Here is a 24,846-nt window from a genome sequence, read left to right on the forward strand (position 1 = left end):
TTAAAGTAAAAAGCCAAGAACAATGAAAAACATGTTCTTGGCTTTTGAATACTAAAATATTAGTTGATTATAAAGACCATGCTTTACCTTCTGTAAGCTCTTGTAAGTCTCCACATGGTACATATTCACCCGGTACAGGTAAATATGCTAAAACATTTTCGCCTACATATTCAGAAGCTTTGTAGCCCCAAATAGTCATACCTCTTAAGTTATTGGCAAATGCAAATCTTGAAACTTCATCATCTAACTCGGCAGTACCTCCATCTGCAATAGCTTTTGTGTAGCTATTAATGGTTTTGAACATTTCTGCTTGCTGATCTTTGGTGTATTTCAAAGATGTTGCCAAAACAGGCTCTAAATCTTGAGCGGTTAAATCTTCGGCTTTTTCTTTTCCAGAATCAGCCAAGGCTTTATTAGTGAATTTTGTCATAGACATTTTAAAGAAGTCTTGTTGCTCTTTTTCCATAACATCTTTTGCAAATTTGTCAATAAAAATATCAACCTGTACTTCTGTAGCAGATGGTGTATCTGTTTTAGGTAAAATAATATCTACCAATTTAGAAAGTACGGCACCTTCATTTTGAGCCAAGAATTCTGGAGTCCAAGTTAGGGCCGGTTCACTTTTACAGCTTTGAACAATTGATAACAAGGTTGGGGTGGCCACCATATATCCAAGTGACATTCCCATATTTTTTAATACGCGTCTTCTATCCATTATATGTTTCCTTTTTTAAGTTCTTTAACCGCATGATCTGCAGCTCTGGCCGTAAAGGCCATATAAGTTAATGATGGGTTTACACAACTGGCAGAAGTCATAAACGACCCGTCAGTTACATATACGTTTGGTACATCATGTAATTGGTTGTTTCCATTTAAAACAGACGTTTTCCTGTCTCTTCCCATACGGGCAGTTCCCATTTCGTGAATACCTAAACCTAAAGCACTTTCGTTATCATACCCTTTTACATCTCTAAGTCCGGCTTTTTCTAACATATCAACGGCCGACTCTAAAATGTCTTTACGCATTTTAAGTTCGTTTTCTTGAAGCTCAGCATCAAAAGTTACCGTTGGTAGGCCCCAATCATCTAATTTATCGTAATCTAAGGTAAATCTATTGTTTTCGTAAGGTAGTACTTCTCCAAAGCCCATCATACCAAATGTCCATCCACCTGGTTTTAAAACGGCATCTTTTAAGTCTTTACCGTGAGATAGTTCTGCAATAGATTCTTCCCAGTTACCTCTAGAGGCTCCACCTTGATAGCCAAACCCTCTTTTGTAATCCCTGTCAGAATCTCCGCCTAAGTTTCTAAACCTTGGAATATAGATACCACTAGGTTTTCTTCCTTTATAATACTTATCCTCAAAACCATCAAATTTTCCAGAAGCTCCTACTTGAAGTTGGTGGTCCATGATGTTACGGCCTAATTGATCAGACTCGTTACCCATACCATTAGGGAAACTTTCAGATTTAGATTGCATTAATATAGAAGTAGATGCTATTGCAGATGCACATAAGAATATAACCTTTGCCTTAAATTCAAAAGTTTCTTTCGTATTTGAATCAATAACTTTTACACCTGTTGCTTTCTTTGTATTTGGGTCATAAATAACCTCATGTACAATAGAATCTGGTCTAAGTGTCATATTACCGGTAGCTTCTGCTGCAGGTAGAGTAGAAGATAAGCTACTAAAGTAAGCTCCAAAAGGACACCCTCTAATACATCTATTTCTAAATTGACATTTGCTTCTTCCGTCAAATTGCTTTGTTCCTGTAATGTGTGCTGTTCTACCGGCAGTTACTACACGACCATCAAAATTCTCAGCAACTTTTTCCCTAAATTCCTGCTCTACACAGTTCAGGTCCATCATTGGTAAAAATTTACCATCTGGTAATTGCTCTAAACCTAAGTTTTCACCACTCACGCCAATGTACTCTTCAACCTTATCGTACCAAGGTGCAATATCTTTATAACGAACAGGCCAATCTACGGCAATACCTTCTTTTTTATTTGCTTCAAAATCAATATCGCTTAAACGGTAACTTTGACGTCCCCATTGTAGTGAACGACCACCTAAGTGATATCCTCTCATCCAGTCAAATCGCTTTGTTTCATTGTATGGATGCTTAAGGTCATTTACAAACCACATATTACTTGCTTGGTTTGTTGTATAACCAGTTCTATTTTGCTTTGGTTGTTGCTCTATTATTTCCTTAGTAGGTTCACCTGCATTCGGAAAATCCCACGGGTCCATATTAGCAGTCTCATAATCATCAATATGTTTAACCATTCTACCACGCTCCAATACTAGCGTTTTAAGGCCTGCCCCACATAATTCTTTCGCGGCCCAACCGCCACTAATTCCGGTCCCTACAACTATAGCGTCGTAGGACTCCTGTTCTTCGTTATAATAAAATTTGCTCATAAAAGTTGTTTAATCTCTAAATTTATTAAATATTAAATTAATTCTATACATTTAATGTCCATTCTTATTGCGAAATTCGCTAAAATTAACTTTGAGTTAGATTAATTGGTTTATTCATGATTTTAACGTCAATGGTTAATATTATATTTCAAACAACAACAAACTACCAAAACATGAAAAGAAAAAGTTTTATCCGATTTGTATCGATGGCGGGTATCGGTATCTCGTTACTAGGAACTTACGCTTGTAAGGAAACAAAAAAAGAGAAAGTAGAAAATGCAGAAATTGTAATGGAAGAAAGTACTAAAGCTCCATTTTTTAAATTGTCTTTGGCACAATGGTCAATGCACAAAATGATTAGGGAAGATGGTGTGGATCCATACTCTTTTGCCGAAAAAGCAAAGGATTGGGGATTTACCGGTTTAGAGTATGTAAGCCAACTGTATAATCCTGAATTGGAAGATGCCGGTTATTCTGACGAGGCAATGGCAAATTTCGTTGCAAAATCTAATGCAGAAGCAGAGAAACATGGAATGAAAAACGTTTTGATCATGATTGATGGTCAAGGTAATTTGGCTGTTGACGATGAAGCTGAAAGAAATGAAACTGTTGAGAAACACAAAAAATGGGTAGATGCTGCCGCAGCAATGGGTTGTCATGCCATTAGAGTAAACCTTAATGGTAGTAAAGTTCCAGAAGAATGGATAAAGAATTCCGTAGACGGTCTTACAAAATTAGCCACTTATGCAAAAACCAAGGGTATTAATATATTGGTAGAAAACCATGGTGGTTTATCATCTAATGGAGAATTGCATGCACAGGTTATGAAAACCGTGAATATGGATAACTGTGGAAGTTTACCTGATTTTGGAAACTTCTGTATAGAGCGTAAACCAGATAGTAGGGACTGCCTTACGGAATATGACAAATACAAAGGTGTTAAAGAATTAATGCCTTACGCAAAAGCGGTAAGTGCCAAGTCTAATAATTTTGACGCAGATGGTTATGATACAGGTATTGATTATGTAGAAATGCTGAAGATTGTAAATAATGCAGGCTATACGGGCTTTATTGGTGTGGAATATGAAGGGTCTGAAATAAGTGAAGCAGACGGCATCATCGCTACTAGAGATCTTTTGCTAAAAGCTGCAAAAGAAATAGAATAATCAATAGCGTAATTTATGGAGACTTTTTTCAATGAAATATTCGACTATAATTTTCACTGTAACAAGAAGCTTATAGAACAGTGTTTGGCGCTTAAAACTGTGCCACCAGAAACCATGCGTTTATTTAGTCATATTTTAAATGCACACCATATTTGGAATGCAAGAATCTTAAATAAACCATGTGAATACAAGGTTTGGCAAGAGCATGACGTGAAAAAATGGGCAGACATTCATTATGAAAATCAACGTAGTTCGTTTGAGATAGTAACTAATGCCGATAATTTTGACAAGCGTATAGATTATGAAAATTCTGAAGGGCGATTGTTTACCAATACCTTACAAGATATCCTTTTTCATATTATAAATCATTCTACAAGTCATAGAGGGCAAATTGCCGTAGATTTTAGAAATAATGATGAAACTCCTATAAGCTCAGATTATGTTTATTACCGAAGATAGATGAAAAATAAAGTTAGAGCGCAGTTGTGCTTTATGATGTTTTTAGAATTTTTTATCTGGGGTGCATGGTTTGTAACCTTAGGTACTTTTTTAGGAAACAATTTAAAGGCAACCGATAGTGAAATAGCCTTGGCATTTTCTACACAATCATGGGGGGCTATTATTGCTCCCTTTGTTATTGGAATCATAGCAGACAGGTATTTTAATGCAGAGAGAATTTTGGGTATTTTGCATCTTTTGGGTGCCGCTCTTATGTATTTCATGTACCAAAGTACCACATTTGATGGTTTTTATATGATGGTTTTAGCCTACATGATTTTGTACATGCCTACCTTGGCTTTGGTAAATTCAGTTTCTTTCAACCAAATGAAAAACCCCGCGAAAGAGTTTTCTATGGTTCGCGTTTTTGGAACTGCCGGGTGGATAATTGCAGGGCTTTCAATAAGTTATATTTTTAGCTGGGACCAAGGAGAAAATATAGGTAGAGGTCTTCTTAAAAATACATTTTTAATGACGGCTATAGCATCTTTAATTTTAGGATTGTTCAGCTTTACCTTGCCTAAAACTCCGCCTAAAGCAGCTAGTTCTGAAAAACTTGGTCTTAAAGAGATTTTAGGATTAGATTCTTTAAGCTTATTTAAGGATAGGAACTTTTTAATCTTCTTTATATCATCGGTTTTAATATGTATACCATTGGCGTTTTATTATCAAAATGCAAATCCTTTTCTGGTAGAAATAGGTATGGATAACCCAACAGGTAAAATGACATTAGGTCAAATATCTGAAATTGCTTTTATGTTGCTACTTCCGTATTTCTTTACCAAATTTGGCTTTAAAAAGACTATTCTTGTTGCTATGGTAGCTTGGGTGGTGCGTTACTTGTTATTTGCATTTGGTGATGTCAATGAACTTGGCTTTATGCTGATTATCGGTATTGCGCTGCATGGTATATGTTATGATTTTTTCTTTGTATCAGGGCAAATTTATACTGATAGCAAGGCTGGTGAAAAATTCAAAAGTTCTGCCCAAGGTCTTATAACATTGGCTACATATGGTGTAGGTATGTTAATAGGGTTTTGGATAGCAGGAAAAATATCAACGGCATACCTTTTAGGAGATGGTAAACATGTTTGGGAAACCATCTGGATGTATCCGGCTGGTTTTGCACTAGCTGTATTTATATTGTTTGCTATTTTCTTTAAAACAGAGAAAATAGAATATCAGTCTTAGATAAATTCTTTATTTTAAACGCCTGAAAATTGTAAACCATTACTGCTACATCTATTTTTTTAATGGATTAACGCGACAAGATTTTTAAGATATTAATACGAATATAAATCCTTAGGGATTTTAAACAATACTATTTTCAATAACAAACAACAAAAACAACAACAAAATGCCAAAGAAAATACGTTTAGGAATATTAGGTGGAGGAGGAGATTCATTAATAGGAGTGTTACATAGAGTAGCTTCTTTTATTAATGATAATTATGAAATTACAGGAGCTGTTTTTAATCCTGATTATGATGCAAGCATTGCTTTCGCCAAAGAAATTGATGTTCCGTTAAATAGAATATATAAAGATTTTGACACCTTAATAGAAGAGGAGTTGAAATTACCGGTAGATGAGCGTATTCAGGTGTGCTCTATTCTTACACCTAACTTTTTGCACTACCCAATGGCTAAGAAGTTATTGGATAATGGGTTCCACGTAATCTGTGAAAAGCCCATGACCACTACTTTAGAGGAAGCTAAAGATTTGCAAAAATCTCACGAAAAAGCTGGCACTGTCTTCGCTTTAACGCATACATATACAGGCTACCCAATGGTTCGCCAAATGCGTGAAATGATCAAGGCCGGTGCTTTAGGTAAAATACACAAAGTAGATGCAGTGTATTACCAAGGGTGGATCAATACTATTATTCATGACAAGGAGAAAAGATCTTCTGTTTGGAGATTAGATCCTAAAAAAGCAGGTATTAGTTCTTGTATGGGAGATATTGGTGTTCATGCTTTTAATATGGTAGAATATACTACGGGACTTAAAGTGAACGAGCTACTTTGTGATTTCAATTACTTGTATGAGGATAACCAAATGGATGTTGATGGCACCGTACTTATACGTATGAGCGACCATGTAAAAGGTGTTATTAGAGGAAGTCAAGTAGCTACAGGTGAGGAAAACGGACTAGCTATATCTATTTATGGTGAAAAAGGTGCTTTCAGATGGGAGCAAGAAAAACCTAATTTTTTATATAAGTTGAGTGATACGGAGCCTACTCAAATTTACAAGCCGGGTCATGCATATAACTCTGAACTTTCTTTAGACGGTACCAAATTGCCGGCAGGGCACCCAGAAGGTATATTCGATTCTATGGCGAACATCTATAAGGGTGTTGCAAGAGCTATTAGAGGTGAAGAATACAATGATGGTGAATTTCCTACTATGGCAGACGGTGTTCGTGGTATGAACTTTATTGAGGCAACCGTAGATTCACATAAAAGCGGAAATACTTGGGTAGCTTTAGAAAATTAAATAGAACTATAAACTATAAAAAAGAGCCGCAATTTGCGGCTCTTTTTGTTTTGTAAATCATTATAGAAAGATCATTAATTTACTTTTTTGAAGGTTTGGCACACAACGATCATACTTTCTCTTGGTTCTCTTTTAAATTCTTGTAATTCCTTAGTGAAAAAATCCCAATGATATTTTTTCCAGCTGTCTAATGATTTATCCCCATTAGCTTCTAATTGGGCATAAGTAGTGTCAATACTAAAATATGGCTTAAGTGTAACCGCAGTGGTTGCAACAATACATTTTGCCTCGCCATTCCAATCTGTTACCACAATATAGTCTCCTATTTTAGGTAACGGTTCATTACGGTTTTGTAAACCTAACAGAGAATGTGAGATTGCTTTTTTATCGCCATTTTGTATTAACCTAACACTTTCATTAGCATCGTGTTCATTATTGCCAAAACACATGGTTTTTGGTGTCTCATGAAAGACATCTTCGAGATGATTTTTCAAATAATTACCCCACATATTTCTGGCCGAAGCATTTTCCATAAGCTGATATTTTCTTTAATCTATAGGATGTAATAAACGTAATACTTTGTAATTAATTTTAATTTTAAGAAAATTTACCTGCTTTTAATTGTTCAGCTGCATGATTTGCTGCCCGCGCGGTAAATGCCATATAGGTCAATGATGGGTTTACACAGCTAGAAGAAGACATAAAAGCGCCATCGGTTACATATACGTTGGGTACTAAATGTACTTGGTTATTCTTGTTGATTATAGAAGTCTTTGCGCTGTGGCCCATTCTGGCACCACCCATTTCATGTATACCCAAACCAGGTCCGTTAGGCTCTTCGTAAGATGCCACATCTTTAAAGCCTGCAGCTTCAAACATGTTCACAATTTCTTTTTTAATGTCTTCACGCATTTTGTATTCGTTCTCTTTGAATTCTACATCAAAGGCTAATTGAGGCAGTCCCCATTTATCTTTTTCAGTTGGGCTAAGTGTTACCCTGTTGTCGTCGTATGGTAAAAACTCTCCAAATCCGGTTACACCAATAGTCCATCTACCTGGTTTTAGTACAGATTCCTTTAAATCTTTTCCATATCCTAATTCACCTATTTCTGCAGACCAATCCCCTCTACTTGCTGTACCTTGATAACCAAACCCACGTAAATACCCTTCGCGTTTAGTTTCTTCATTTAAGTTTACAAAACGAGGTATGTAAAATCCGTTTGCACGTCTTCCTTTATAGTATTTATCTAAATACCCATCTACCTTTGCCGTTGCACCTAATTTATAATGGTGATCCATAATACCTCTTCCTAAAGCATCAGAATCATTTCCTAATCCGTTAGGGAAACGTTCAGATTTAGATTGCAACAAAATACCCACCGATGCCATTGCGGATGCGCATAGAAAAATCACCTTTGCTTTAAATTCTATTTTTTCATTGGTCTCAGCATCTATTACTCTTACTCCCGTTGCTTTTTTAGTAGTATCGTCATATACAATTTCATGTACTATAGAATTAGGTCTTAAAGTCATGTTGCCTGTACGTTCAGCAGCTGGTAATGTAGAAGAGTTGCTACTAAAATACCCGCCAAATGGGCATCCGCGCCAACAACGGTCTCTGTTTTGGCATGTGCCACGACCTTCAAAAGTGGCATTGGGGTCTGTAATATGTGCCGTTCTACCTATGGTAACTAAACGACCGTCTTCAAACTTGTCTGCCGTAGTTTTCTTAAAATCTTCTTCAACACAATTTAATTTCATGGCGGGCTGAAATTTTCCATCTGGTAATACCTCTAATCCTAAGGCTTCACCACTAACTCCAATATACTCCTCAACCTTATCATACCAAGGTGCAATATCTTTATATCTTACAGGCCAGTCTACACCAACACCATCTTTTTTATTCGCTTCAAAATCAATATCGCTCCATCGGTAGCTTTGTCTTCCCCAGGTCAATGATCTACCGCCTACTTGATAACCACGTATCCAGTCAAAACGTTTTGTTTCTACATAAGGGTGGTCCAGATCGTTAACAAAAAAGTGTTTAGAATCTTCGGTTGGTGCCCATATCACTCTTTTTTGTATATGATATTTTTGTTGGTCCTTTTTTGATAATTTACCCTTTAACGGATAATCCCAAGGATCATCGTTCATGGTAGGATAATCTTCAATATGCTTCACCATTGGACCGCGTTCCAAAACAAGTGTTTTTAAGCCCTTCTCTGTTAATTCCTTAGCAGCCCAGCCGCCACTTATTCCTGTTCCGACAACGATTGCGTCGAATATTTCATTTTGATTCATGCTTGAAATTTTATCTTTTTCTGATGGTATTCCCTATATTTATAGCAAATCTCTAATGTATCGAGAAGAACTTGATACAATTCTTAAATATAAGATTTTTTGAGAGATTTTATATCTCAAAATCAACAACAAATTCAAACAACAACTGATAGTATATTTTTATGAAAACAATTAAAGGACCAGCCGTTTTTTTGGCGCAGTTTGTAGATAGTAAAGCTCCATTTAATTCTTTAGACGGAATGTGTAAGTGGGCAGCTGACCTTGGATATAAAGGAATTCAAATTCCTACTTGGGAAAGTTTTTTAATCGATTTGGATAAAGCAGCTGAAAGTCAGACGTACTGCGATGAGCTTAAAGCCAAAGTAAACTCTTACGGATTAGAAATTACAGAACTTTCAACTCACTTACAAGGGCAATTGGTTGCTGTTAACCCTGCATACGATTTAATGTTCGATTCTTTTGCACCTAGTAATGTTCATGGCAATCCAAAAGCTAGAACAGAATGGGCAATTGAAACCGTAAAGAAAGCGGCAACGGCAAGTAGAAGATTAGGGTTAAATGCCCATGCTACTTTTTCTGGTTCTTTATTATGGCATACTATGCACCCATGGCCGCAAAGACCAGCGGGTTTAGTGGAAATGGGTTTTGAGGAATTGGCAAAGAGATGGACTCCTATTTTAAATCATTTTGATAAAGAGGGTGTTAATGTTTGTTATGAAATTCACCCAGGTGAAGATTTACATGATGGCGATACTTTTGAACGTTTTTTAGAAGCTACAGGCAATCATAAAAGAGTAAATATTCTTTATGATCCAAGCCATTTTGTATTGCAACAGTTAGATTACATTACATATATTGACCACTATCATGAGTTTATAAAGTCTTTTCATGTAAAGGATTCTGAATTTAACCCAACAGGTAAAAAAGGTGCTTTTGGCGGTTATAATGACTGGGGAGATAGAGCTGGTAGATACCGTTCATTAGGTGACGGGCAAATAGATTTCAAAACCATATTTTCTAAATTAACACAATACGGTTGCGATGTTTGGGCGGTAATGGAATGGGAATGTTGTATTAAAAGTCCTGAGCAAGGTGCTCGTGAAGGTGCCAAATTTATCTCTGACCACATTATTGAAGCTACAGAGAAAACTTTTGATGATTTTGCAGGTGCTGAGATAGATAAGGAAATGCTGAAGAAAATGTTGGGACTTTAAAATAGAGGATGAGAAAATATATAGCAAGTGTTACTTGTTTATTAGTTTTCATGGCTTGTAAACAAGAGAAAAAGGACACTGTTGAAACGGCAGTAGTCAAAGAAGTTGCCGTAGTTGAAAATGATTGGGAAGTATTGTTTGACGGTAGTTCTTTAGATCAATGGAAAGAGTTTAAAACCGATGGAATAAGTGATACCTGGAAAATAGTTGGTGATGCATTGGTTTACACACCGCCCGAAGATGAGGAGTATAAAAATCATGACCTTGTAACTAAAGCAGTGTATACCGATTTCATACTTTCTTTAGAATGGAAAATTTCCGAAGGTGGTAACAGTGGCGTATTCTGGGGAGTAAGTGAGGATGAAAAATTTGGAACAGGATATCAAACAGGTCCCGAGATTCAAATTTTAGATAATGATAAGCACCCAGATGCAAAAGCGGGTACAACCCACCAAGCGGGTGCATTGTATGATATGGTTTCTCCTGCAAAAGATGTTACTAAGCCTGTTGGGGAGTGGAATACTATGGTAATTACCGTAAATCACGAAGAGCATATAGGTAGTGTTACCCTAAATGGTACAGAAATGGTAACCTTTCCTGTAGCGAATGAAGAATGGGACGCTATGGTCGCAAAATCAAAGTTTGCGGATTGGGACGGATTCGGAAAATATACCACCGGAAAAATCGGACTACAAGATCACCAAAATGTGGTGGCATTCAGAAATATAAAAATCAAACGACTTTAACTGCATTTACTTATGAAAAATAGATATTCATTACTATTATTAATTGCTTCTTTGGGAGTAATATCTTGTCAAGAAAAAGTAACGGTAGCTACTGATGGAGGGCTAGAGGTTGTTAATGATAGTGTAATCGTTTATGAAGAATACATGGGTGAAGAACCAACTACACCCGAAGAAACTGAATTTTACGAGCCTAAGGTTGCTGTGGTTAAACCAGCAACTGCTAGTGACGCACCAAGTGATGCCATTGTTCTTTTTAATGGTACCAACTTAGATAATTGGATCAGTACAAATGATAGTACTGCCGCTAAATGGTATTTGAACAAAGATGGAAGTATGACGGTAAATGATAAAACCGGAAATATACAGACCAAGCAGAACTTTGGCGATGTACAATTACATATAGAGTGGAAATCCCCTTTGCCGGTGCAAAGAGAAGGTCAAAACAGGGCAAATAGTGGTGTATTTTTAAACGGTATATATGAAGTACAGATTTTGGATCAAAATGATAATGCCACCTACGTAAATGGGCAAGTGGGTTCTATTTATAAACAACATGTACCATTGGTAATGGCTTCCGTGCCAACGGGAGAGTGGAATACTTATGATATCATTTATCACGCACCAGAATTTAATGTGGATGGTGGCAAGATAAAATCTGGAGATATTACTTTAATCCATAACGGAATTTTGGTTCAAGACCATGTAGAACTTAAAGGAACTACGCCTTATATTGGTTGGCCTAAAAATCCAGCTCATGGTAAAGGACCTTTAATGTTACAAGACCATGGTGACGATAGTCGTGTTAGTTTTAGAAATATTTGGGTTAGAGAACTTTAATATTTTACCAGGTATAATTTAAGGAGCAAACAAGAATATTTTTTGTTTGCTCCTTAACTGTTTAAGTAGGGAGGGAAGATTCATAATAAATTTTTCATTTACCTTACCTTTGTCTTAATCTTAAAATGTATTTATGATTCAATCGATGACCGGCTTTGGAAAGCACGTAGTTCAACTGCCTAACAAAAAAATTACTGTTGAAATAAAATCACTTAATAGTAAGAGTATAGATTTAAATGCACGTATGCCTTCAAGTTATCGTGAAAAAGAATTGGAGCTAAGAAAGTTGGTTGCTAATTCTTTGTTGCGCGGTAAGGTAGATTTTAATCTTTATGTTGAGCTAACCGGTAACGAAACTTCTACTCAGGTCAATGAAATTGCAGTGAAACAATACATGGGTCAGTTGAAAAGTATTGCTGACGGCGATGATCTTAGGTTGTTAGAAATGGCATTGCGTTTTCCTGATGCTATGAAGACGGATAAGGAAGATATTGACGAATCTGAATATGAGGCTATAAAAGAAGCGTTGAAAGGAGCGTTGGTAGAGATAAACGAGTTCAGGTCAGAAGAAGGTGGTGTTTTGGAAAAAGATTTTCTGGACAGAATTGCTTCTTTAAAGAAATTGTTGGAAGAAGTTATTAGTATTGATCCAGATAGGCAGGCTACTATTCGTGAGCGTTTAGAAAAAGCCGTTCAAGATATAAAAGCAGATGTAGATGCAAATAGATTTGAACAAGAACTTATTTACTACTTAGAGAAGTATGATATTACCGAAGAAAAAGTTCGTTTGGCAAATCATTTAGACTACTTCAGTAAAACATTACAGTCAGACGATAGTAACGGTAAAAAATTAGGATTCATTTCTCAAGAAATCGGTCGTGAAATTAATACGATCGGTTCTAAGGCAAACTTTGCACCTATGCAACAATTAGTGGTGCAAATGAAAGATGAACTAGAGAAGATTAAAGAACAAATGTTAAACGTACTATAGATGAAAGGTGGAAAACTAATCATTTTTTCTGCGCCATCAGGAAGTGGAAAAACAACCATTGTACGCCATCTATTGGCACAGCCAGAATTGAATTTGGCTTTTTCGGTATCTGCAACTTCACGTCCTAGAAGGGGTAAAGAAAAGAATAAGGAACATTATTATTTTATGTCGGTTTCCGAATTTAAAAATCACATAAAGAATGATGATTTTTTGGAATGGGAAGAAGTATATCGAGATAATTTTTATGGTACATTAAAAAGTGAGGTAGAACGACTTTGGGCAGAAGGCAAGAACGTAATATTTGATATTGACGTTGTTGGTGGGCTAAGAATAAAAAAGAAGTTTCCTGATCAGACTTTAGCTGTTTTTGTGAAGCCGCCAAGTGTAGACGAACTTAAGATCAGACTTAAAAAGAGAAGCACTGAAAGCGAAGACAAAATAAATATGCGTATCGCAAAGGCTTCGGTAGAACTGGCAACCGCACCACAATTTGATAAGGTTATTAAGAATTATGATCTTGATGTAGCCTTGAAGGAAGCAGTAGATTTAGTGGCATCTTTCGTTTCGGACGATAAAGAATAACCGAGTATGAAAAAGGTAGGACTATACTTTGGCACCTTTAACCCTATTCATATTGGTCATTTGGTTATAGCGAACCATATGGTTGAGTTTTCAGACCTAGATGAGGTTTGGTTCGTAGTAACACCTCAAAGTCCGTTTAAGGTCAAGAAAACGCTTTTGGATAACCACCAAAGGTTTGAAATGGTCTATGAAGCAACTAAGGAGTATGATAAGCTAAAACCTACTAATATAGAATTTAACCTGCCGCAGCCAAACTACACGATAAATACCCTGGTTCATTTGGAGGAAAAATATCCTGAAGGATATGATTTTTCTTTGATTATGGGTGAAGACAATCTAAAAGGACTTCACAAGTGGAAGAACTATGAGGCTATTTTAGATCTCCATCATTTGTATGTCTACCCAAGAATATCTGAAGGGGTAATTGAGCATCAATTTAAAGAGCACGATAAGATTCATAGGGTAAACGCTCCAATCATGGAAATCTCCTCTACATTTATACGTAAAGAGCATAAAAATGGTAAAAATATTAAACCGTTATTGCCGCCAGAAGTATGGAAGTATATAGATGAAATGAATTTTTATCGCTAATCTATACTACTAACTTTACGAAGATCATCCGTTGCAAGAAATACATCACCTTTGTTATAATACCACTTACGTACTTTAGGAATCTTGATTCCGTTTACGGTAATTAGCTCTGAAAGCAGAATGTACTCCCCATCGTTTTTACTTTCATCATGAAAGAATTGATAGACTTCCATGGCATATGTCTTTGGGTCAAAGTAGAAGTACCAAGTATCGTTACCTACTTCTTTTTCATATGTAGCTTTTAAAACTAGGTACTCTTTGCCTTTAAAGGTTTTCTTAATAACCTTGTTATCTATAATGGTGCCTGGGTCCTTTAATTTCATTGGCAATCCGTATAGATAGGTGTAATAGTTTTTCATCATTTTAGCGCGATCACAGCTAATATTCAAACTATCTTTTATTTTAGGGAATATAGAGGTGCTACCATTTAATTTTAGCGTACACTCGTCATTATATAGTTCAGATTCAATAACGTAATTGTCTTTTGTTACGGTTGTTTTAAAATAATTGGTAGGTAATTTTAATTCAACTAGAGTACTGCGCATACTACTTTTTGGGTTTTCCATCTCAATAAGCATTTTACCTTTGAAGGTAGACCAATTGTCTTCTGGGTCATGAAATGCTATTGCTTTTTCTAATAATTCGTTACCGCTTATTTCTTGGGCATGATTAAAAATCCCTGTAAATAGAAAAGCAATCAAAACTAAATATTTCATAAATGTGTTTTTTAGTTCAATAGAAAAATTGATTTAATCCAACGTAGCCGGGGCAATATCCGCGTCATGCTCCTTATAATACAATTCTAGTAGGTCCATTGTTGCGGTCATTAAATCTTTTGTCTCAAGCAAGATGGTGAAATACAATGTTGTGTTTTTAGGACTAGATTCTTCTGACCTTGTGCGCTCTACTTGAAGGCTTATTTTTTGAGAGACCAAATCATATAGCTCTTGCTTATTGTTCAAAATAGTACCAATTTTTTCAAATGATCTTTCTTCAAATGCATGGTAAGTATTGTCTAAGATCTCAGCTAGTTTTATATCAATTTGCTTAAGCTCTTTAATTTGATTGTATTTTAATTTCTTGTGGTTGTTATTGACATGCTTGTGGCTAACCTTACCTATATATTCCAATGATTGAGAAATATCGGTTAAATGCCCCATGGCATTAATATAGAAATTACTTGCGCCAATATGAGCTTCTTCTAAATTTTTGATAAAATAGAAGGTATGATTTCTTAAGTCCTCAATTTCGTTTGCCAATTTAGCGCCTTGCTTCTTGTTTTTATGAAGTGAGTTGAGGTCTTGTTTTGCTAATCCGTTAATAGAATTAGAGTATATCTTATTCGCTCTTTTTACAACATTGGCAATGTTCTTAGCACTTTCTTCTATAACCCCTTGAATAGAACTGCTTTCTGCACGTTCTAAAATTTCTTCTTCTTTAGTCTCTTTTAATTTCTTGGTATGTGAAAGGTAATTCTTGCCAATTAATACAAATGCAAAAATCAATAATGCGCTAATTGCATAAATACCACCTAGGTGAATGATGTAAGCAATAATGGCTGCAGCTACGAATGCTACAATTGCGGTAAAGAACCATCCGCCTATAACATTTAATACACCAGCAACTCTATATACGGCACTTTCAGAGCCCCAGGCTCTATCTGCCAAAGATGTACCCATAGCCACCATAAAAGTTACGTATGTTGTGGATAATGGTAGTTTTAATGACGTCGCTAATGAAATTAGTACACTTGCTACCATTAAGTTTACAGAAGCTCTTATCAGGTCAAATGCAGGTTGGTCTTTTGCCTTTGCTTTTTGAGCGTATGAAGTTGGTTTTATGAACTGAGTATCAATTCTCTTTTGTAATGATACCGGTATGATACTGTTTAAATTTTCAGATGCTTTGATTGAAAATTTCACTATTTGTCTAGATAGGTAATTTGGCTCAAAGCGTTCGTCACCTTCATCTTGTCTAGAAAGGTCTACACTAGTTTTTACAACATTTTTAGCTTTTGAAGAAAACCATAATGTTACTACCATGATAACACCTGATGCTAATAGTAAATAGGTTGGTGTCTGTACTGCAACTGCTAATCCCTTCATGTTGTATTCAGATGCTAATTGACCAGATTCTGACCAACTTAAAAACGACTCGTAAGCAGCTAAAGGCACTCCAATAAAGTTTACTAAATCATTACCTGCAAAAGCCATTGCTAAAGCGAACGTGCCTAAAATAATAATGATGGTATAAATGTTCCATTTCATGAAAGTCGTTGCCAACCAAGATAGTGCAAACCATATTATGAAATTCCCTAATAAAAATAATTCAGGATTATCGGAAATAACCATAGATGCCTCTGGGCTAATAATAGAGGTGCCTTTAAGACCCTTAATAAGTATAAAGTATATAATTGCCGTAATAGCCATGCCGCCAAAAATAGCACCTACCCATTTCGGTTTCTCGTTGAATTTAAAGGATATTAATACCCTGGTAAAAAATTGAACGATGGCGCCAATTGTAAATGCGACGACGACGGATAATAAAATACCCAATATGATTTCGGTCGCTTTATCTGTATTAATGTAGTTTGAAAGATGTGTAAAATTACCATCTCCTGAATAAATTTTTACTAGTGATATGGCAACGGCGGCACCCAATAATTCAAATACGATAGATACCGTTGTAGATGTTGGCATGCCCAAGGTATTAAAGAAATCCAACAAGAGAATATCAGTGATCATAACGGCCATGAAGACAATCATTATTTCTGCAAAGACAAACTCTGACGGATTAAAGATTCCTTTTCTAGCTACTTCCATCATTCCGCTAGATGATACTGCACCGAAGGCTATACCTACACTGGCAACAAGCATAATGGTTTTAAAGGAAATTGCTTTTGACCCTATTGCTGAATTTAAAAAATTGACGGCATCATTACTAACACCAACAATTAAATCTGTTATGGCTAAAACAGCCAATGCAATAATCATGAATAAATATATGTTCTCGCCCATCAAAAATCTAAATAAGGAACAAAAATGATATTATAAATTATCATTAAGGTTAACATAAGGTTATGAAGTTAATATTGTATACTTTACTAATGATGGTTGGTACATGTGAAAAAAACCAAGATTAGTGGATGAAAGTACTAATTTCTTTTTGAAAATAACTTTTTGTTTTAATATCAAAAATCAATTTTCTAAACAAAAAAGTTTAGATGATCCCAAATGAATGTGTCGTAAGATTATTTTGTTTTACTAGATGCTAATTCTAAAGAGCTGATTGCATCTTCTGTAGTTGAGCTTACTTTAGCGGTAGAGGGTAATGCTATTTGTTTTGCATAAAGTGTCTCTAAAATTTCAGTTTGTTCTCCTTCTTTGACCGTAATTTCTAGGTTTATCGGTTCATAGCCTACGAATTGGACCAAGACCTTATGTGTGCCGGCAGCTATATCGTTAAATTCAAAATTACCTCTAAAGTTTGTTTGTGTAGAAAGAGCGGAGTTGTCCAAACTTACTGATGCCATAAGTAATGGTTCATTAAAGAATTCACCGTCTAAAATTTTACCTTTAATAGAACTGGTCTCCTGTGCAAAAGACAAAGAGCAAATCATTAAAGCGAATAAAATATATAATTTCTTCATGTGTAAAATAACTGGTGCAAATAAAGTAACCCAAGGTTAAGATAAGGTTACCTAAGGATTATTAATATATGTTTTAAAGGTTAAGGTTCTGGTATGTAATAATTTACCGTAATCGATACTTTCGGTATCAAAATGAGCAAATACTGTATCTTGCAGGCATTAAATTAATTGGCATGAATTGGGAGCAATTACTTTCTTTAAGAAGACAAGGAGATAAGAATAAAAGGTTACGAAATGAGCAAGATGAAACTCGTTTAGGGTTCGATGTTGATTATGACCGTATTATATTTTCTTCCGCATTTAGGAGTCTTCAAGATAAGACCCAAGTAATACCACTTTCAAAAACAGATTTTGTACATACAAGATTAACTCATAGCCTTGAAGTTTCTGTGGTTGGTAGAAGCTTAGGTAGGTTGGCAGGGAAAAAAATAATTGAAAAACACCCATATTTAAAAGAGGTTCACGGATATCAATTCAATGATTTTGGAGGTATTGTGGCTGCCGCAGCTTTAGCGCATGATATAGGAAATCCTCCTTTTGGTCATAGTGGTGAAAAAGCTATTGGAGAATATTTTAAAACCGGGAACGGATTAAAATTCAAAGCATTACTTTCTGATGTGGAATACCAAGATATTATCGATTTTGAGGGTAATGCCAACGGATTTCGATTATTGACCCAAGATAGGGCTGGAGTTTCTGGCGGTCTACGTTTAAGCTACGCTACATTGGGTGCTTTTATGAAATACCCTAAGGAGTCATTGCCTAAAAAACCAACGAACCATATTTGCGATAAAAAATTTGGATTTTTTCAAAGTGAGAAACATATTTTTGAAAGTGTTGCCGAGGATTTAGGTCTGCAAAGCAGAAGTACTGATGGTACCATTTCTTACGGTAGACATCCTTTGACTTTTTTGGTGGAAGCTGCAGATGATATCTGTTATACTATTATCGATTTTGAAGATGGTATTAATTTAGGACTAATTTCTGAAGATTATGCTCTGGAATACCTAATAAAACTAGTTAAGGATACTATAAATACCAAGAAGTATAATTCTTTGGAATATATGGAAGATAGGCTTAGCTATTTACGTGCCCTAGCCATAAACACACTGATCCAAGATGCTGTTTCTATATTTATCGAGAACGAGGAAAGTATATTAAATGGTTCTTTTGAAGTCTCTTTATTGGATAAAAGTAAATTTAAAGCGCAAATTGAAGATATTATAAGTTTGAGTGTTCAAAAAATATATCAATCTCAAGAAGTGGTAGAAAAAGAGATAGCTGGTTATACCATTATTTCTGATATTCTAGATGTGTATATCGATGCTTTGATTGGTAAGAAAAATAATAGCGCTTCTAATTACCATAAACTTATTTTAAGAACGCTGCCCGGGTTTTATCAAGATACAAATGTATCATTATATCAAATTGTTTTGAATACCTGTTGTTATGTTGCAAGTCTATCTGATAGCGCTGCAGTACATATGCACAATAAAATAAAAGGGAAAACTCTTTAGAAGGCGTATAAAATACCCACGCCTAGTACTTGTTTGAACTGTATTTTTGGTACACCAGGGTTTACTATGGTGCCGTTATCGTTTTTGACAACGTCAAAAAGAATATCGTCATCATAAATTATTTGTGTACCTAAACTGGTGCTAATAAATTTATTGACCTTCATGTTTAGGGTAAGTTCCCAATCAACATCAATGTTTCCAAAACTTTTAATATAATCAGAGTATAAGTTCAGTCTACTTTTCATTTCAATATTATCTGCAATGGTATAATTGAAATTATTGGTAATTAGAATACCAATCTCCAGTAAATGATTTTCACCGGGCGTGATAACATTGCCGTCTGCATCTAAAATTGCTTCTTCAACACCGAAAGCGCCGCTATCTGCCAAATCCTGATCTAATACAAATGTCGATTTTTGGGTTAATGGAGATAGGTAAAGATTAAATTTCTCATCTTTTGTGATATATGATGTACCCGCACCAAACAGTAAATAGCCGGGTGCCATAAATCTTGAAATAGGTGTATCTCTATCTGGGTATTTGTAACCGTTAGAGAATTGTGTATTGAAGTTTAGCTGGACTGAATAGAACCATCTGCTATCATTGTCTTTCTTAAAACCCAAGTTAGAACTCAGACGAATTACATCTTCGGTTTTTCTAAGCTTCTGTCCTTCTTGTGCATTTAGTCCATATCGTAATTCTAAATTATTTTCCCACTGAAAATTGCTGAATTTATATTTTCTGGCAAATTTTAAAAATCCTAACCCGCTTATTGCATTATCACCACCCGCATTCCAGTTTACAAAGGCTACTTCACTTATGTTAATGCCAAAGCTATTTTCCGTTTCCCAAAAAGAAGGTACCCTAAACCGTTTAAAACCTTTTTGTAAGGTCTTGGTTTTTTTGAAATCTATATTGGGTATTTGAAGGTTTACATCTTTTTTAGGAGTATAGATTTTATCAACTGTTCTTCTTATAACAATGGTGTCTACAGCTATACTGTCTACGGTAACACTATCTACAAGAATTGGAGCCGGTATGGTGTCTTGACCAAATGAAAACGTGGCTACCAACAGGAATAACGGAATTAATATTTTAAGCGATTTTGAAGCCATTATATTTTATAGAAACTGTTGTACATATTGTTTTACGGACATCTGGTCTATTCCTGCTATTTTATACAGATTTTCGGTCGCACCGTGGGTAATGAAATGATCAGGAATGCCAAATATCTTAATTATTTTGTGGATTCCAATATTATTTGCAAATTCTAATACAGCACTACCAAATCCACCAACAGCGGAGCCATCTTCAAGCGTAATAATATGCTCATATTTCTGTAAGATTTCTTTTAATAAAATGGTATCCAGCGGTTTAATGAATGGAAAATCATAATGAGCAATTGCTGTATGTTGGTCCAATTCTGACAGCAAATTTGATGCCATATTTCCTATTGGGCCTGTACTTAAAATGGCAATTTTGGTTCCTTCTTTTAAAACTTTTGCTTTTCCAATTATAAGTTTTTCCATTGGTGCTTGCCAATCTAATAAATTACCTCTACCACGAGGATACCTGATGGCAATTGGGTGGTCTAAACCCAATTGTGCGGTATACATTATATTGCGTAGCTCAATTTCATTTAGTGGTGAAAATATAATTAGATTTGGTATGCATCTTAAATATGAAATGTCAAAAACACCGTGATGTGTTGGTCCGTCTTCACCCACCAATCCTGCACGATCCAAACAGAAAATTACTGGTAAATTTTGTATAGCTACATCATGTATAACCTGATCATAGGCACGTTGTAAAAATGTAGAGTAAATATTACAGAATACGACCAAACCGTCAGTAGCCATACCTGCAGCCAACGTTACCGCGTGCTGTTCTGCGATACCAACGTCAAAAGCCCTATTGGGTATAGCTTCCATCATAAATTTTAGAGAGCTACCTGTGGGCATAGCGGGAGTTATACCTACTATTTTTTCATTCTTTTGGGCAAGTTCAACTAATGTCTTACCAAATACATCTTGAAACTTGGGTGGTTGGGCAACGTTTGTTTTCTTTTGTAGTTCACCCGTTTGCTTATTAAACTTACCGGGCGCATGATAGGTAACCTGATTTTCCTCTGCCTTTTGCAACCCTTTTCCTTTCGTGGTGATTACGTGTAGCAATTTAGGACCTTCAATATGCTTTAAACGTTCTAGTTCTTTTACCAGACCGTGTAAATCATGACCGTCTATAGGACCTGTGTAATTGAAATTAAGGCACTCAAAAATATTCTCTTCTTTTGCCGTACCTGTTTTTACGTTGGTCAAGTATTTTTTTAATGCACCAACACTTGGGTCAATCCCCATGGCATTGTCATTGAGAACCACTAGAATATTCGCGTTGGTAACCCCGGCATGGTTTAATCCTTCAAAAGCCATACCGCTGGCTATAGAAGCATCTCCAATAACGGCAATATGTTGTCTCTGTAATTTACCTTGTAATTGGGCAGCTAAAGCCATACCTAACAGAGCGGAAATAGAAGTGGAGCTATGCCCCGTACCAAAAGCATCATATTCGCTTTCTTCCATTTTTGGAAAGCCACTTATGCCGCCTAACTGTCTATTGGTATTAAATATATTTTTTCTACCGGTCAGTATTTTATGACCGTAGGCTTGGTGTCCAACATCCCATATTAACTTGTCTATGGGTGTATTGAAAACATAATGTAACGCTATTGTCAATTCTACAACACCTAAACTAGCACCTAAATGCCCTTCTTTAACCGAAACAATGTCAATTATAAACTCACGTAACTCAACAGCCAATTGTTCTAAATCTTTTCCTTTTAAAGATTTAAGGTCGTTGGGTGAATTGATATGTTCTAGTATCGATTTCAAACTGTGGGTATAATGAAGACAAAAATACTTTTTTAAAAATGAAACTGTCGTATTTTTGAACTTATGGTTTTACCTTACGACGATACTTATTTTATGAAAAAGGCGCTACAAGAGGCAGAGTACGCCCTTGAAGCTGGCGAAGTACCTGTAGGTGCAGTAATTGTAGTGCAAGATAGAATCATCGCCAGAGCACATAATCTTACTGAAAAATTAAACGATGTTACGGCGCATGCAGAAATGCAGGCAATTACGTCGGCCGCAAATTTTTTAGGCGGAAAATATTTAAAGGACTGTACGCTTTATGTAACCTTAGAGCCATGCCAAATGTGTGCTGGTGCTTTGTATTGGAGCCAGATCGGTAAAATCGTTTATGGCGCTACAGATGAACAGCGTGGGTGCGGAGTTATGGGAACTACATTACATCCTAAAACTAAAATATCTGGTGGTGTTTTAGAAGATGAAGCTGCAAGTTTATTGCTTCAGTTTTTTGCTAAGAAAAGAAAATAGGATTTAGTATAAATGAAAAACCACGCAATAGCGCGGTTATCTAGTTTTTCATGAAAGGAATTTATAGTACTTGTACTTGTCCGGCAACTGTGCCTTTTCTTCCTTCTTCCTCTTCGTAGCTCACTTTATCACCTTCTCTAATTTCTGTGCCGTGTAAAGCGGTGGCATGAACAAAAATATCTTTTCCAGTTTCTTCATTGGTTATAAATCCATAACCTTTAGATTCATTGTAAAATTTGACGGTACCAATCATTGTATTGAAATTTTAATATTAACATTCTAATTTAATATTTTTTCCTGTTGATTGGTAGGAAATTGAGGGTTTATTTTATTGGAGTATCTTGATTATCAGTGTTTCTAGGCTTTTTTCCTTGCATTTTTCTCACATTTTCATCTGTTAGCATATAATCGTTGAATTTTTTACCCTTGCTTTCTTTTATCAAGAAAAGTGGCATTGCCAATAAAAACAGTCCTAAAGTGCCTGAACCAATAAATCTATGTGATAATGCTTCTTGGTTAGTATCTAGGCTAAATCCATAAATGATTAGTCCTATGGAGATTAAAACTATAATGGTGATAATGTATTTCATGTTGTTTCTTTTTCTAAAAGATTTGAGAAATTTACTTTTTATTTGGTAAAACGTATCAATTCTCTTCTGTAAGCGGTCAATAATTTTGATTTTGATACAAAGCCCATGTATTTTCCATTTTTAACAACGGGTAAATTCCACGCGCCACTATCTTGAAATTTCTGCATTACTATCTGCATACTGTCCAACCCGTAATAAATATGATCTGGGGCTTTATGAGTAAAGGTTTCCACCTTTGTGGTGTTGTACAATTTGGTGTCGAACATAAATTCTCTAATATCATCTAAAAGAATAATGCCCAAAAAACGTTGATTTTCATCAACTACGGGAAAAATGTTCCTGGTAGATTTTGCAACGGAATCATGTAACATTTCACCCAAAGTCATCTCTGGATGCACAATTTTAAAATTAGTTTCAATTACAGATTCTAGGTCCATTAGCGTAAGAACAGCTTGGTCTTTATCATGGGTCAATAAATCGCCACTTTCAGCTAGCTCTCTCGTGTAAATAGTGTAATCTACCGTGTTTTTAGTGATAAGGTATGATATAGATGCCGTAATCATCAGAGGAACAAATAGAGCATAACCACCAGTGATTTCCGCAATTAAGAAAATAGCGGTTAATGGGGCGTGTTGTACTCCGGCAATTAGACCGGCCATACCAATTAACGTAAAATTACTCTCGGATACTGAAAACCCTAGTCCAGAATTATTGATAATCTTGGCAACTACATTACCTAAGGCACTGCCCATTACCATGGTTGGGATAAAAATACCACCAGCACCACCTGCAGCCAGTGTAGTGGTCATGGCAACAGCCTTAAAAATGGTAATACCTATTAATAGAGCAATTACAATCCAGATATTGTTTGTGTAGGTATCAAAAGGAGTTTTGCCTAAAGCAGTAATGTGATCACCTATAAGCAAGTAGTTTATAAAGGAAAACCCTTCACCATATAAAGGCGGGATCATATATAGCATAATGCCTATAGCTAAACCACCAACTAAAAGGCGGTATTTCGGACTTTTTAATGGTTTAAAGAGGTTTACGATTCTAAAGTACATTTTTGTAAAATAGATAGATGCTACCGCAGTACCAACTCCTAAAAGAATATAGAATAAGGTGTCTTTAATTTCAAAAGGTTCTGTATTGGAAAAGTTTAATAAAACCTCATTTCCCATAAAAAAGTAGGAAGTAAGCACACCGCTTATGGAAGCTAGTAATAAGGGTAGCATGGATATCATGGTAAGATCCATGCTAAAAACTTCTACGGCGAAAATTATGGCCGCAATGGGGGATTGAAATATGGAGGATATAGCACCCGCCGATGCGCAAGCAATTAACAGGGAACGAGTTTTTGAATTGATATGAAACAGGCGTCCTAGATTTGAACTTATAGCTGCGCCCGTTGCAACAGCAGGTCCTAACAACCCTACAGATCCACCAAAACCTACGGTTAACGGAGCAATAATAAGTTGGGTGTATACTTGCTTTACATCTATATGTCCTTTGTTTTTAGATAAAGAAAACAGAATAGAGGATACGGCATGATTAAGTTTCTCCTTATGAATGTATTTTACATAAAGATATACCAAAGTAAGACCGATAATAGGGAGTATGAAATACAGTTGATTGCTAGAGAATATAATTCCTTTTTCAAGAGATGCCTCAATGAAGTAGGTTATGTTTTTAAGGGTAACGGATGCCAAGCCAGCTAAAAGCCCCACAACAACACTTAAAATATATATAAAGGTCTTTTGGGAGATGTTCTTATATCTCCACTTATAAATACGCTTTAAAAGGTTGTTCGCTTGAATGGGCATGTTTTGGCCATAACATTAGTAAGGG

Annotated in this window: 24 protein-coding genes; 12 read left to right on the forward strand and 12 right to left on the reverse strand. The window is 35.7% G+C overall.

The window, feature by feature from the left end; all coding sequences use genetic code 11:
* Positions 1 to 67 precede the first annotated feature (67 nt).
* Together UH1x_RS09765 and UH1x_RS09770 are read right to left on the reverse strand one after the other, a co-directional pair.
* A complete protein-coding gene (locus UH1x_RS09765; protein WP_482626388.1) occupies positions 68 to 715 on the reverse strand; it encodes a gluconate 2-dehydrogenase subunit 3 family protein in 648 nt (215 codons plus the stop codon).
* Positions 715 to 2,424 (reverse strand): GMC oxidoreductase, encoded by a 1,710-nt coding sequence (locus tag UH1x_RS09770; RefSeq protein ID WP_482626389.1) that lies wholly within the window; start codon positions 2,422 to 2,424, stop codon positions 715 to 717. Before UH1x_RS09770 ends, UH1x_RS09765 begins: the two co-directional genes overlap by 1 nt.
* 173 nt (positions 2,425 to 2,597) lie before the next feature.
* Here UH1x_RS09770 and UH1x_RS09775 point away from each other — a divergent pair, with 173 nt between their 5' ends.
* The 4 genes from UH1x_RS09775 (at position 2,598) to UH1x_RS09790 (ending at position 6,585) form a co-directional block, all read left to right on the forward strand.
* Entirely contained in the window at positions 2,598 to 3,590 is a 993-nt protein-coding gene (locus tag UH1x_RS09775; RefSeq protein WP_482626390.1) for a sugar phosphate isomerase/epimerase family protein, read from the forward strand.
* A 15-nt stretch (positions 3,591 to 3,605) separates the two neighbouring features.
* Entirely contained in the window at positions 3,606 to 4,049 is a 444-nt protein-coding gene (locus UH1x_RS09780) for a DinB family protein (protein WP_482626391.1), read from the forward strand.
* Complete coding sequence (locus UH1x_RS09785) at positions 4,050 to 5,279, forward strand: nucleoside permease (RefSeq protein WP_482626392.1); 1,230 nt, start codon at positions 4,050 to 4,052, stop codon at positions 5,277 to 5,279.
* Positions 5,280 to 5,445: 166 nt separating this feature from the next.
* Entirely contained in the window at positions 5,446 to 6,585 is a 1,140-nt protein-coding gene (locus UH1x_RS09790; RefSeq protein WP_482626393.1) for a Gfo/Idh/MocA family protein, read from the forward strand.
* 74 nt (positions 6,586 to 6,659) lie between these two features.
* Here the strand turns inward: UH1x_RS09790 and UH1x_RS09795 are convergent, their stop codons facing one another.
* Both UH1x_RS09795 and UH1x_RS09800 read right to left on the reverse strand, forming a co-directional pair.
* On the reverse strand, positions 6,660 to 7,118 hold the full coding sequence (locus UH1x_RS09795) for an ASCH domain-containing protein (protein ID WP_482626394.1): 459 nt from the start codon (positions 7,116 to 7,118) through the stop codon (positions 6,660 to 6,662).
* A gap of 64 nt (positions 7,119 to 7,182) precedes the next feature.
* Positions 7,183 to 8,886 carry a GMC oxidoreductase gene (locus UH1x_RS09800; RefSeq protein ID WP_482626395.1) on the reverse strand — a complete coding sequence of 568 codons (1,704 nt, stop codon included), beginning with the start codon at positions 8,884 to 8,886 and terminating at the stop codon, positions 7,183 to 7,185.
* 161 nt (positions 8,887 to 9,047) lie between these two features.
* Between UH1x_RS09800 and UH1x_RS09805 the strand changes: the two genes are divergently transcribed.
* From UH1x_RS09805 to nadD, 6 genes are all read left to right on the forward strand, one after another.
* On the forward strand, positions 9,048 to 10,100 hold the full coding sequence (locus UH1x_RS09805; protein ID WP_482626396.1) for a sugar phosphate isomerase/epimerase family protein: 1,053 nt from the start codon (positions 9,048 to 9,050) through the stop codon (positions 10,098 to 10,100).
* Positions 10,101 to 10,108: 8 nt separating this feature from the next.
* Positions 10,109 to 10,846 carry a 3-keto-disaccharide hydrolase gene (locus tag UH1x_RS09810; protein ID WP_482626397.1) on the forward strand — a complete coding sequence of 246 codons (738 nt, stop codon included), beginning with the start codon at positions 10,109 to 10,111 and terminating at the stop codon, positions 10,844 to 10,846.
* A 12-nt stretch (positions 10,847 to 10,858) separates the two neighbouring features.
* Positions 10,859 to 11,683 carry a 3-keto-disaccharide hydrolase gene (locus UH1x_RS09815; protein ID WP_482626398.1) on the forward strand — a complete coding sequence of 275 codons (825 nt, stop codon included), beginning with the start codon at positions 10,859 to 10,861 and terminating at the stop codon, positions 11,681 to 11,683.
* 133 nt (positions 11,684 to 11,816) lie between these two features.
* Entirely contained in the window at positions 11,817 to 12,674 is an 858-nt protein-coding gene (locus UH1x_RS09820) for a YicC/YloC family endoribonuclease (protein WP_482626399.1), read from the forward strand.
* Positions 12,675 to 13,256, forward strand: coding sequence for a guanylate kinase (gene gmk, locus UH1x_RS09825; protein WP_036151271.1), 582 nt, complete (start codon positions 12,675 to 12,677; stop codon positions 13,254 to 13,256).
* 6 nt (positions 13,257 to 13,262) lie between these two features.
* Positions 13,263 to 13,847 carry a nicotinate (nicotinamide) nucleotide adenylyltransferase gene (gene nadD / locus UH1x_RS09830; RefSeq protein WP_482626400.1) on the forward strand — a complete coding sequence of 195 codons (585 nt, stop codon included), beginning with the start codon at positions 13,263 to 13,265 and terminating at the stop codon, positions 13,845 to 13,847.
* Here nadD and UH1x_RS09835 read toward each other — a convergent pair.
* From UH1x_RS09835 to UH1x_RS09845, 3 genes are all read right to left on the reverse strand, one after another.
* Entirely contained in the window at positions 13,844 to 14,563 is a 720-nt protein-coding gene (locus UH1x_RS09835; protein ID WP_482626401.1) for a DUF6503 family protein, read from the reverse strand. The two genes, nadD and UH1x_RS09835, sit on opposite strands and share 4 nt — an antisense overlap.
* 33 nt (positions 14,564 to 14,596) lie before the next feature.
* Positions 14,597 to 16,864 (reverse strand): inorganic phosphate transporter, encoded by a 2,268-nt coding sequence (locus UH1x_RS09840; RefSeq protein WP_482626402.1) that lies wholly within the window; start codon positions 16,862 to 16,864, stop codon positions 14,597 to 14,599.
* Positions 16,865 to 17,097: 233 nt separating this feature from the next.
* The gene (locus UH1x_RS09845; RefSeq protein ID WP_482626403.1) at positions 17,098 to 17,496 is read right to left on the reverse strand and encodes a carboxypeptidase-like regulatory domain-containing protein; all 399 of its coding nucleotides are present in this window, start codon (positions 17,494 to 17,496) and stop codon (positions 17,098 to 17,100) included.
* Positions 17,497 to 17,669: 173 nt separating this feature from the next.
* Between UH1x_RS09845 and UH1x_RS09850 the strand changes: the two genes are divergently transcribed.
* Positions 17,670 to 19,013, forward strand: coding sequence for a deoxyguanosinetriphosphate triphosphohydrolase (locus UH1x_RS09850; protein ID WP_482626404.1), 1,344 nt, complete (start codon positions 17,670 to 17,672; stop codon positions 19,011 to 19,013).
* Here UH1x_RS09850 and UH1x_RS09855 read toward each other — a convergent pair.
* Positions 19,010 to 20,128 carry a DUF3078 domain-containing protein gene (locus tag UH1x_RS09855; RefSeq protein WP_482626405.1) on the reverse strand — a complete coding sequence of 373 codons (1,119 nt, stop codon included), beginning with the start codon at positions 20,126 to 20,128 and terminating at the stop codon, positions 19,010 to 19,012. The two genes, UH1x_RS09850 and UH1x_RS09855, sit on opposite strands and share 4 nt — an antisense overlap.
* Positions 20,129 to 20,134: 6 nt before the next feature.
* Positions 20,135 to 21,901, reverse strand: coding sequence for a 1-deoxy-D-xylulose-5-phosphate synthase (locus tag UH1x_RS09860; RefSeq protein ID WP_482626406.1), 1,767 nt, complete (start codon positions 21,899 to 21,901; stop codon positions 20,135 to 20,137).
* Between the two features lie 63 nt (positions 21,902 to 21,964).
* Here UH1x_RS09860 and UH1x_RS09865 point away from each other — a divergent pair, with 63 nt between their 5' ends.
* Entirely contained in the window at positions 21,965 to 22,408 is a 444-nt protein-coding gene (locus UH1x_RS09865) for a nucleoside deaminase (protein WP_482626407.1), read from the forward strand.
* A 61-nt stretch (positions 22,409 to 22,469) separates the two neighbouring features.
* Here UH1x_RS09865 and UH1x_RS09870 read toward each other — a convergent pair whose 3' ends face one another.
* The 3 genes from UH1x_RS09870 to UH1x_RS09880 form a co-directional block, all read right to left on the reverse strand.
* Positions 22,470 to 22,661 (reverse strand): cold-shock protein, encoded by a 192-nt coding sequence (locus tag UH1x_RS09870; protein WP_027065298.1) that lies wholly within the window; start codon positions 22,659 to 22,661, stop codon positions 22,470 to 22,472.
* 70 nt (positions 22,662 to 22,731) lie between these two features.
* Positions 22,732 to 22,998 (reverse strand): hypothetical protein, encoded by a 267-nt coding sequence (locus tag UH1x_RS09875; protein ID WP_482626408.1) that lies wholly within the window; start codon positions 22,996 to 22,998, stop codon positions 22,732 to 22,734.
* A 38-nt stretch (positions 22,999 to 23,036) separates the two neighbouring features.
* Positions 23,037 to 24,821, reverse strand: coding sequence for a chloride channel protein (locus UH1x_RS09880; protein ID WP_482626409.1), 1,785 nt, complete (start codon positions 24,819 to 24,821; stop codon positions 23,037 to 23,039).
* Between the last annotated feature and the right edge of the window lie 25 nt (positions 24,822 to 24,846).

The organism is Maribacter sp. UH1 (assembly GCF_056839145.1).

Coding starts and splice junctions, on each gene's coding strand:
- UH1x_RS09805 (WP_482626396.1), top strand. CDS start 9,048: ATGAAAACAATTAAAGGACCAGCCGTTTTTTTGGCGCAGTTTGTAGAT.
- UH1x_RS09850 (WP_482626404.1), top strand. CDS start 17,670: ATGAATTGGGAGCAATTACTTTCTTTAAGAAGACAAGGAGATAAGAAT.
- gmk (WP_036151271.1), top strand. CDS start 12,675: ATGAAAGGTGGAAAACTAATCATTTTTTCTGCGCCATCAGGAAGTGGA.
- UH1x_RS09770 (WP_482626389.1), bottom strand. CDS start 2,424: ATGAGCAAATTTTATTATAACGAAGAACAGGAGTCCTACGACGCTATA.
- UH1x_RS09820 (WP_482626399.1), top strand. CDS start 11,817: ATGATTCAATCGATGACCGGCTTTGGAAAGCACGTAGTTCAACTGCCT.
- UH1x_RS09875 (WP_482626408.1), bottom strand. CDS start 22,998: ATGAAATACATTATCACCATTATAGTTTTAATCTCCATAGGACTAATC.
- UH1x_RS09800 (WP_482626395.1), bottom strand. CDS start 8,886: ATGAATCAAAATGAAATATTCGACGCAATCGTTGTCGGAACAGGAATA.
- UH1x_RS09870 (WP_027065298.1), bottom strand. CDS start 22,661: ATGATTGGTACCGTCAAATTTTACAATGAATCTAAAGGTTATGGATTT.
- nadD (WP_482626400.1), top strand. CDS start 13,263: ATGAAAAAGGTAGGACTATACTTTGGCACCTTTAACCCTATTCATATT.
- UH1x_RS09855 (WP_482626405.1), bottom strand. CDS start 20,128: ATGGCTTCAAAATCGCTTAAAATATTAATTCCGTTATTCCTGTTGGTA.
- UH1x_RS09790 (WP_482626393.1), top strand. CDS start 5,446: ATGCCAAAGAAAATACGTTTAGGAATATTAGGTGGAGGAGGAGATTCA.
- UH1x_RS09835 (WP_482626401.1), bottom strand. CDS start 14,563: ATGAAATATTTAGTTTTGATTGCTTTTCTATTTACAGGGATTTTTAAT.
- UH1x_RS09765 (WP_482626388.1), bottom strand. CDS start 715: ATGGATAGAAGACGCGTATTAAAAAATATGGGAATGTCACTTGGATAT.
- UH1x_RS09780 (WP_482626391.1), top strand. CDS start 3,606: ATGGAGACTTTTTTCAATGAAATATTCGACTATAATTTTCACTGTAAC.
- UH1x_RS09840 (WP_482626402.1), bottom strand. CDS start 16,864: ATGGGCGAGAACATATATTTATTCATGATTATTGCATTGGCTGTTTTA.
- UH1x_RS09815 (WP_482626398.1), top strand. CDS start 10,859: ATGAAAAATAGATATTCATTACTATTATTAATTGCTTCTTTGGGAGTA.
- UH1x_RS09785 (WP_482626392.1), top strand. CDS start 4,050: ATGAAAAATAAAGTTAGAGCGCAGTTGTGCTTTATGATGTTTTTAGAA.
- UH1x_RS09795 (WP_482626394.1), bottom strand. CDS start 7,118: ATGGAAAATGCTTCGGCCAGAAATATGTGGGGTAATTATTTGAAAAAT.
- UH1x_RS09880 (WP_482626409.1), bottom strand. CDS start 24,821: ATGCCCATTCAAGCGAACAACCTTTTAAAGCGTATTTATAAGTGGAGA.
- UH1x_RS09775 (WP_482626390.1), top strand. CDS start 2,598: ATGAAAAGAAAAAGTTTTATCCGATTTGTATCGATGGCGGGTATCGGT.
- UH1x_RS09865 (WP_482626407.1), top strand. CDS start 21,965: ATGGTTTTACCTTACGACGATACTTATTTTATGAAAAAGGCGCTACAA.
- UH1x_RS09845 (WP_482626403.1), bottom strand. CDS start 17,496: ATGAAGAAATTATATATTTTATTCGCTTTAATGATTTGCTCTTTGTCT.
- UH1x_RS09810 (WP_482626397.1), top strand. CDS start 10,109: ATGAGAAAATATATAGCAAGTGTTACTTGTTTATTAGTTTTCATGGCT.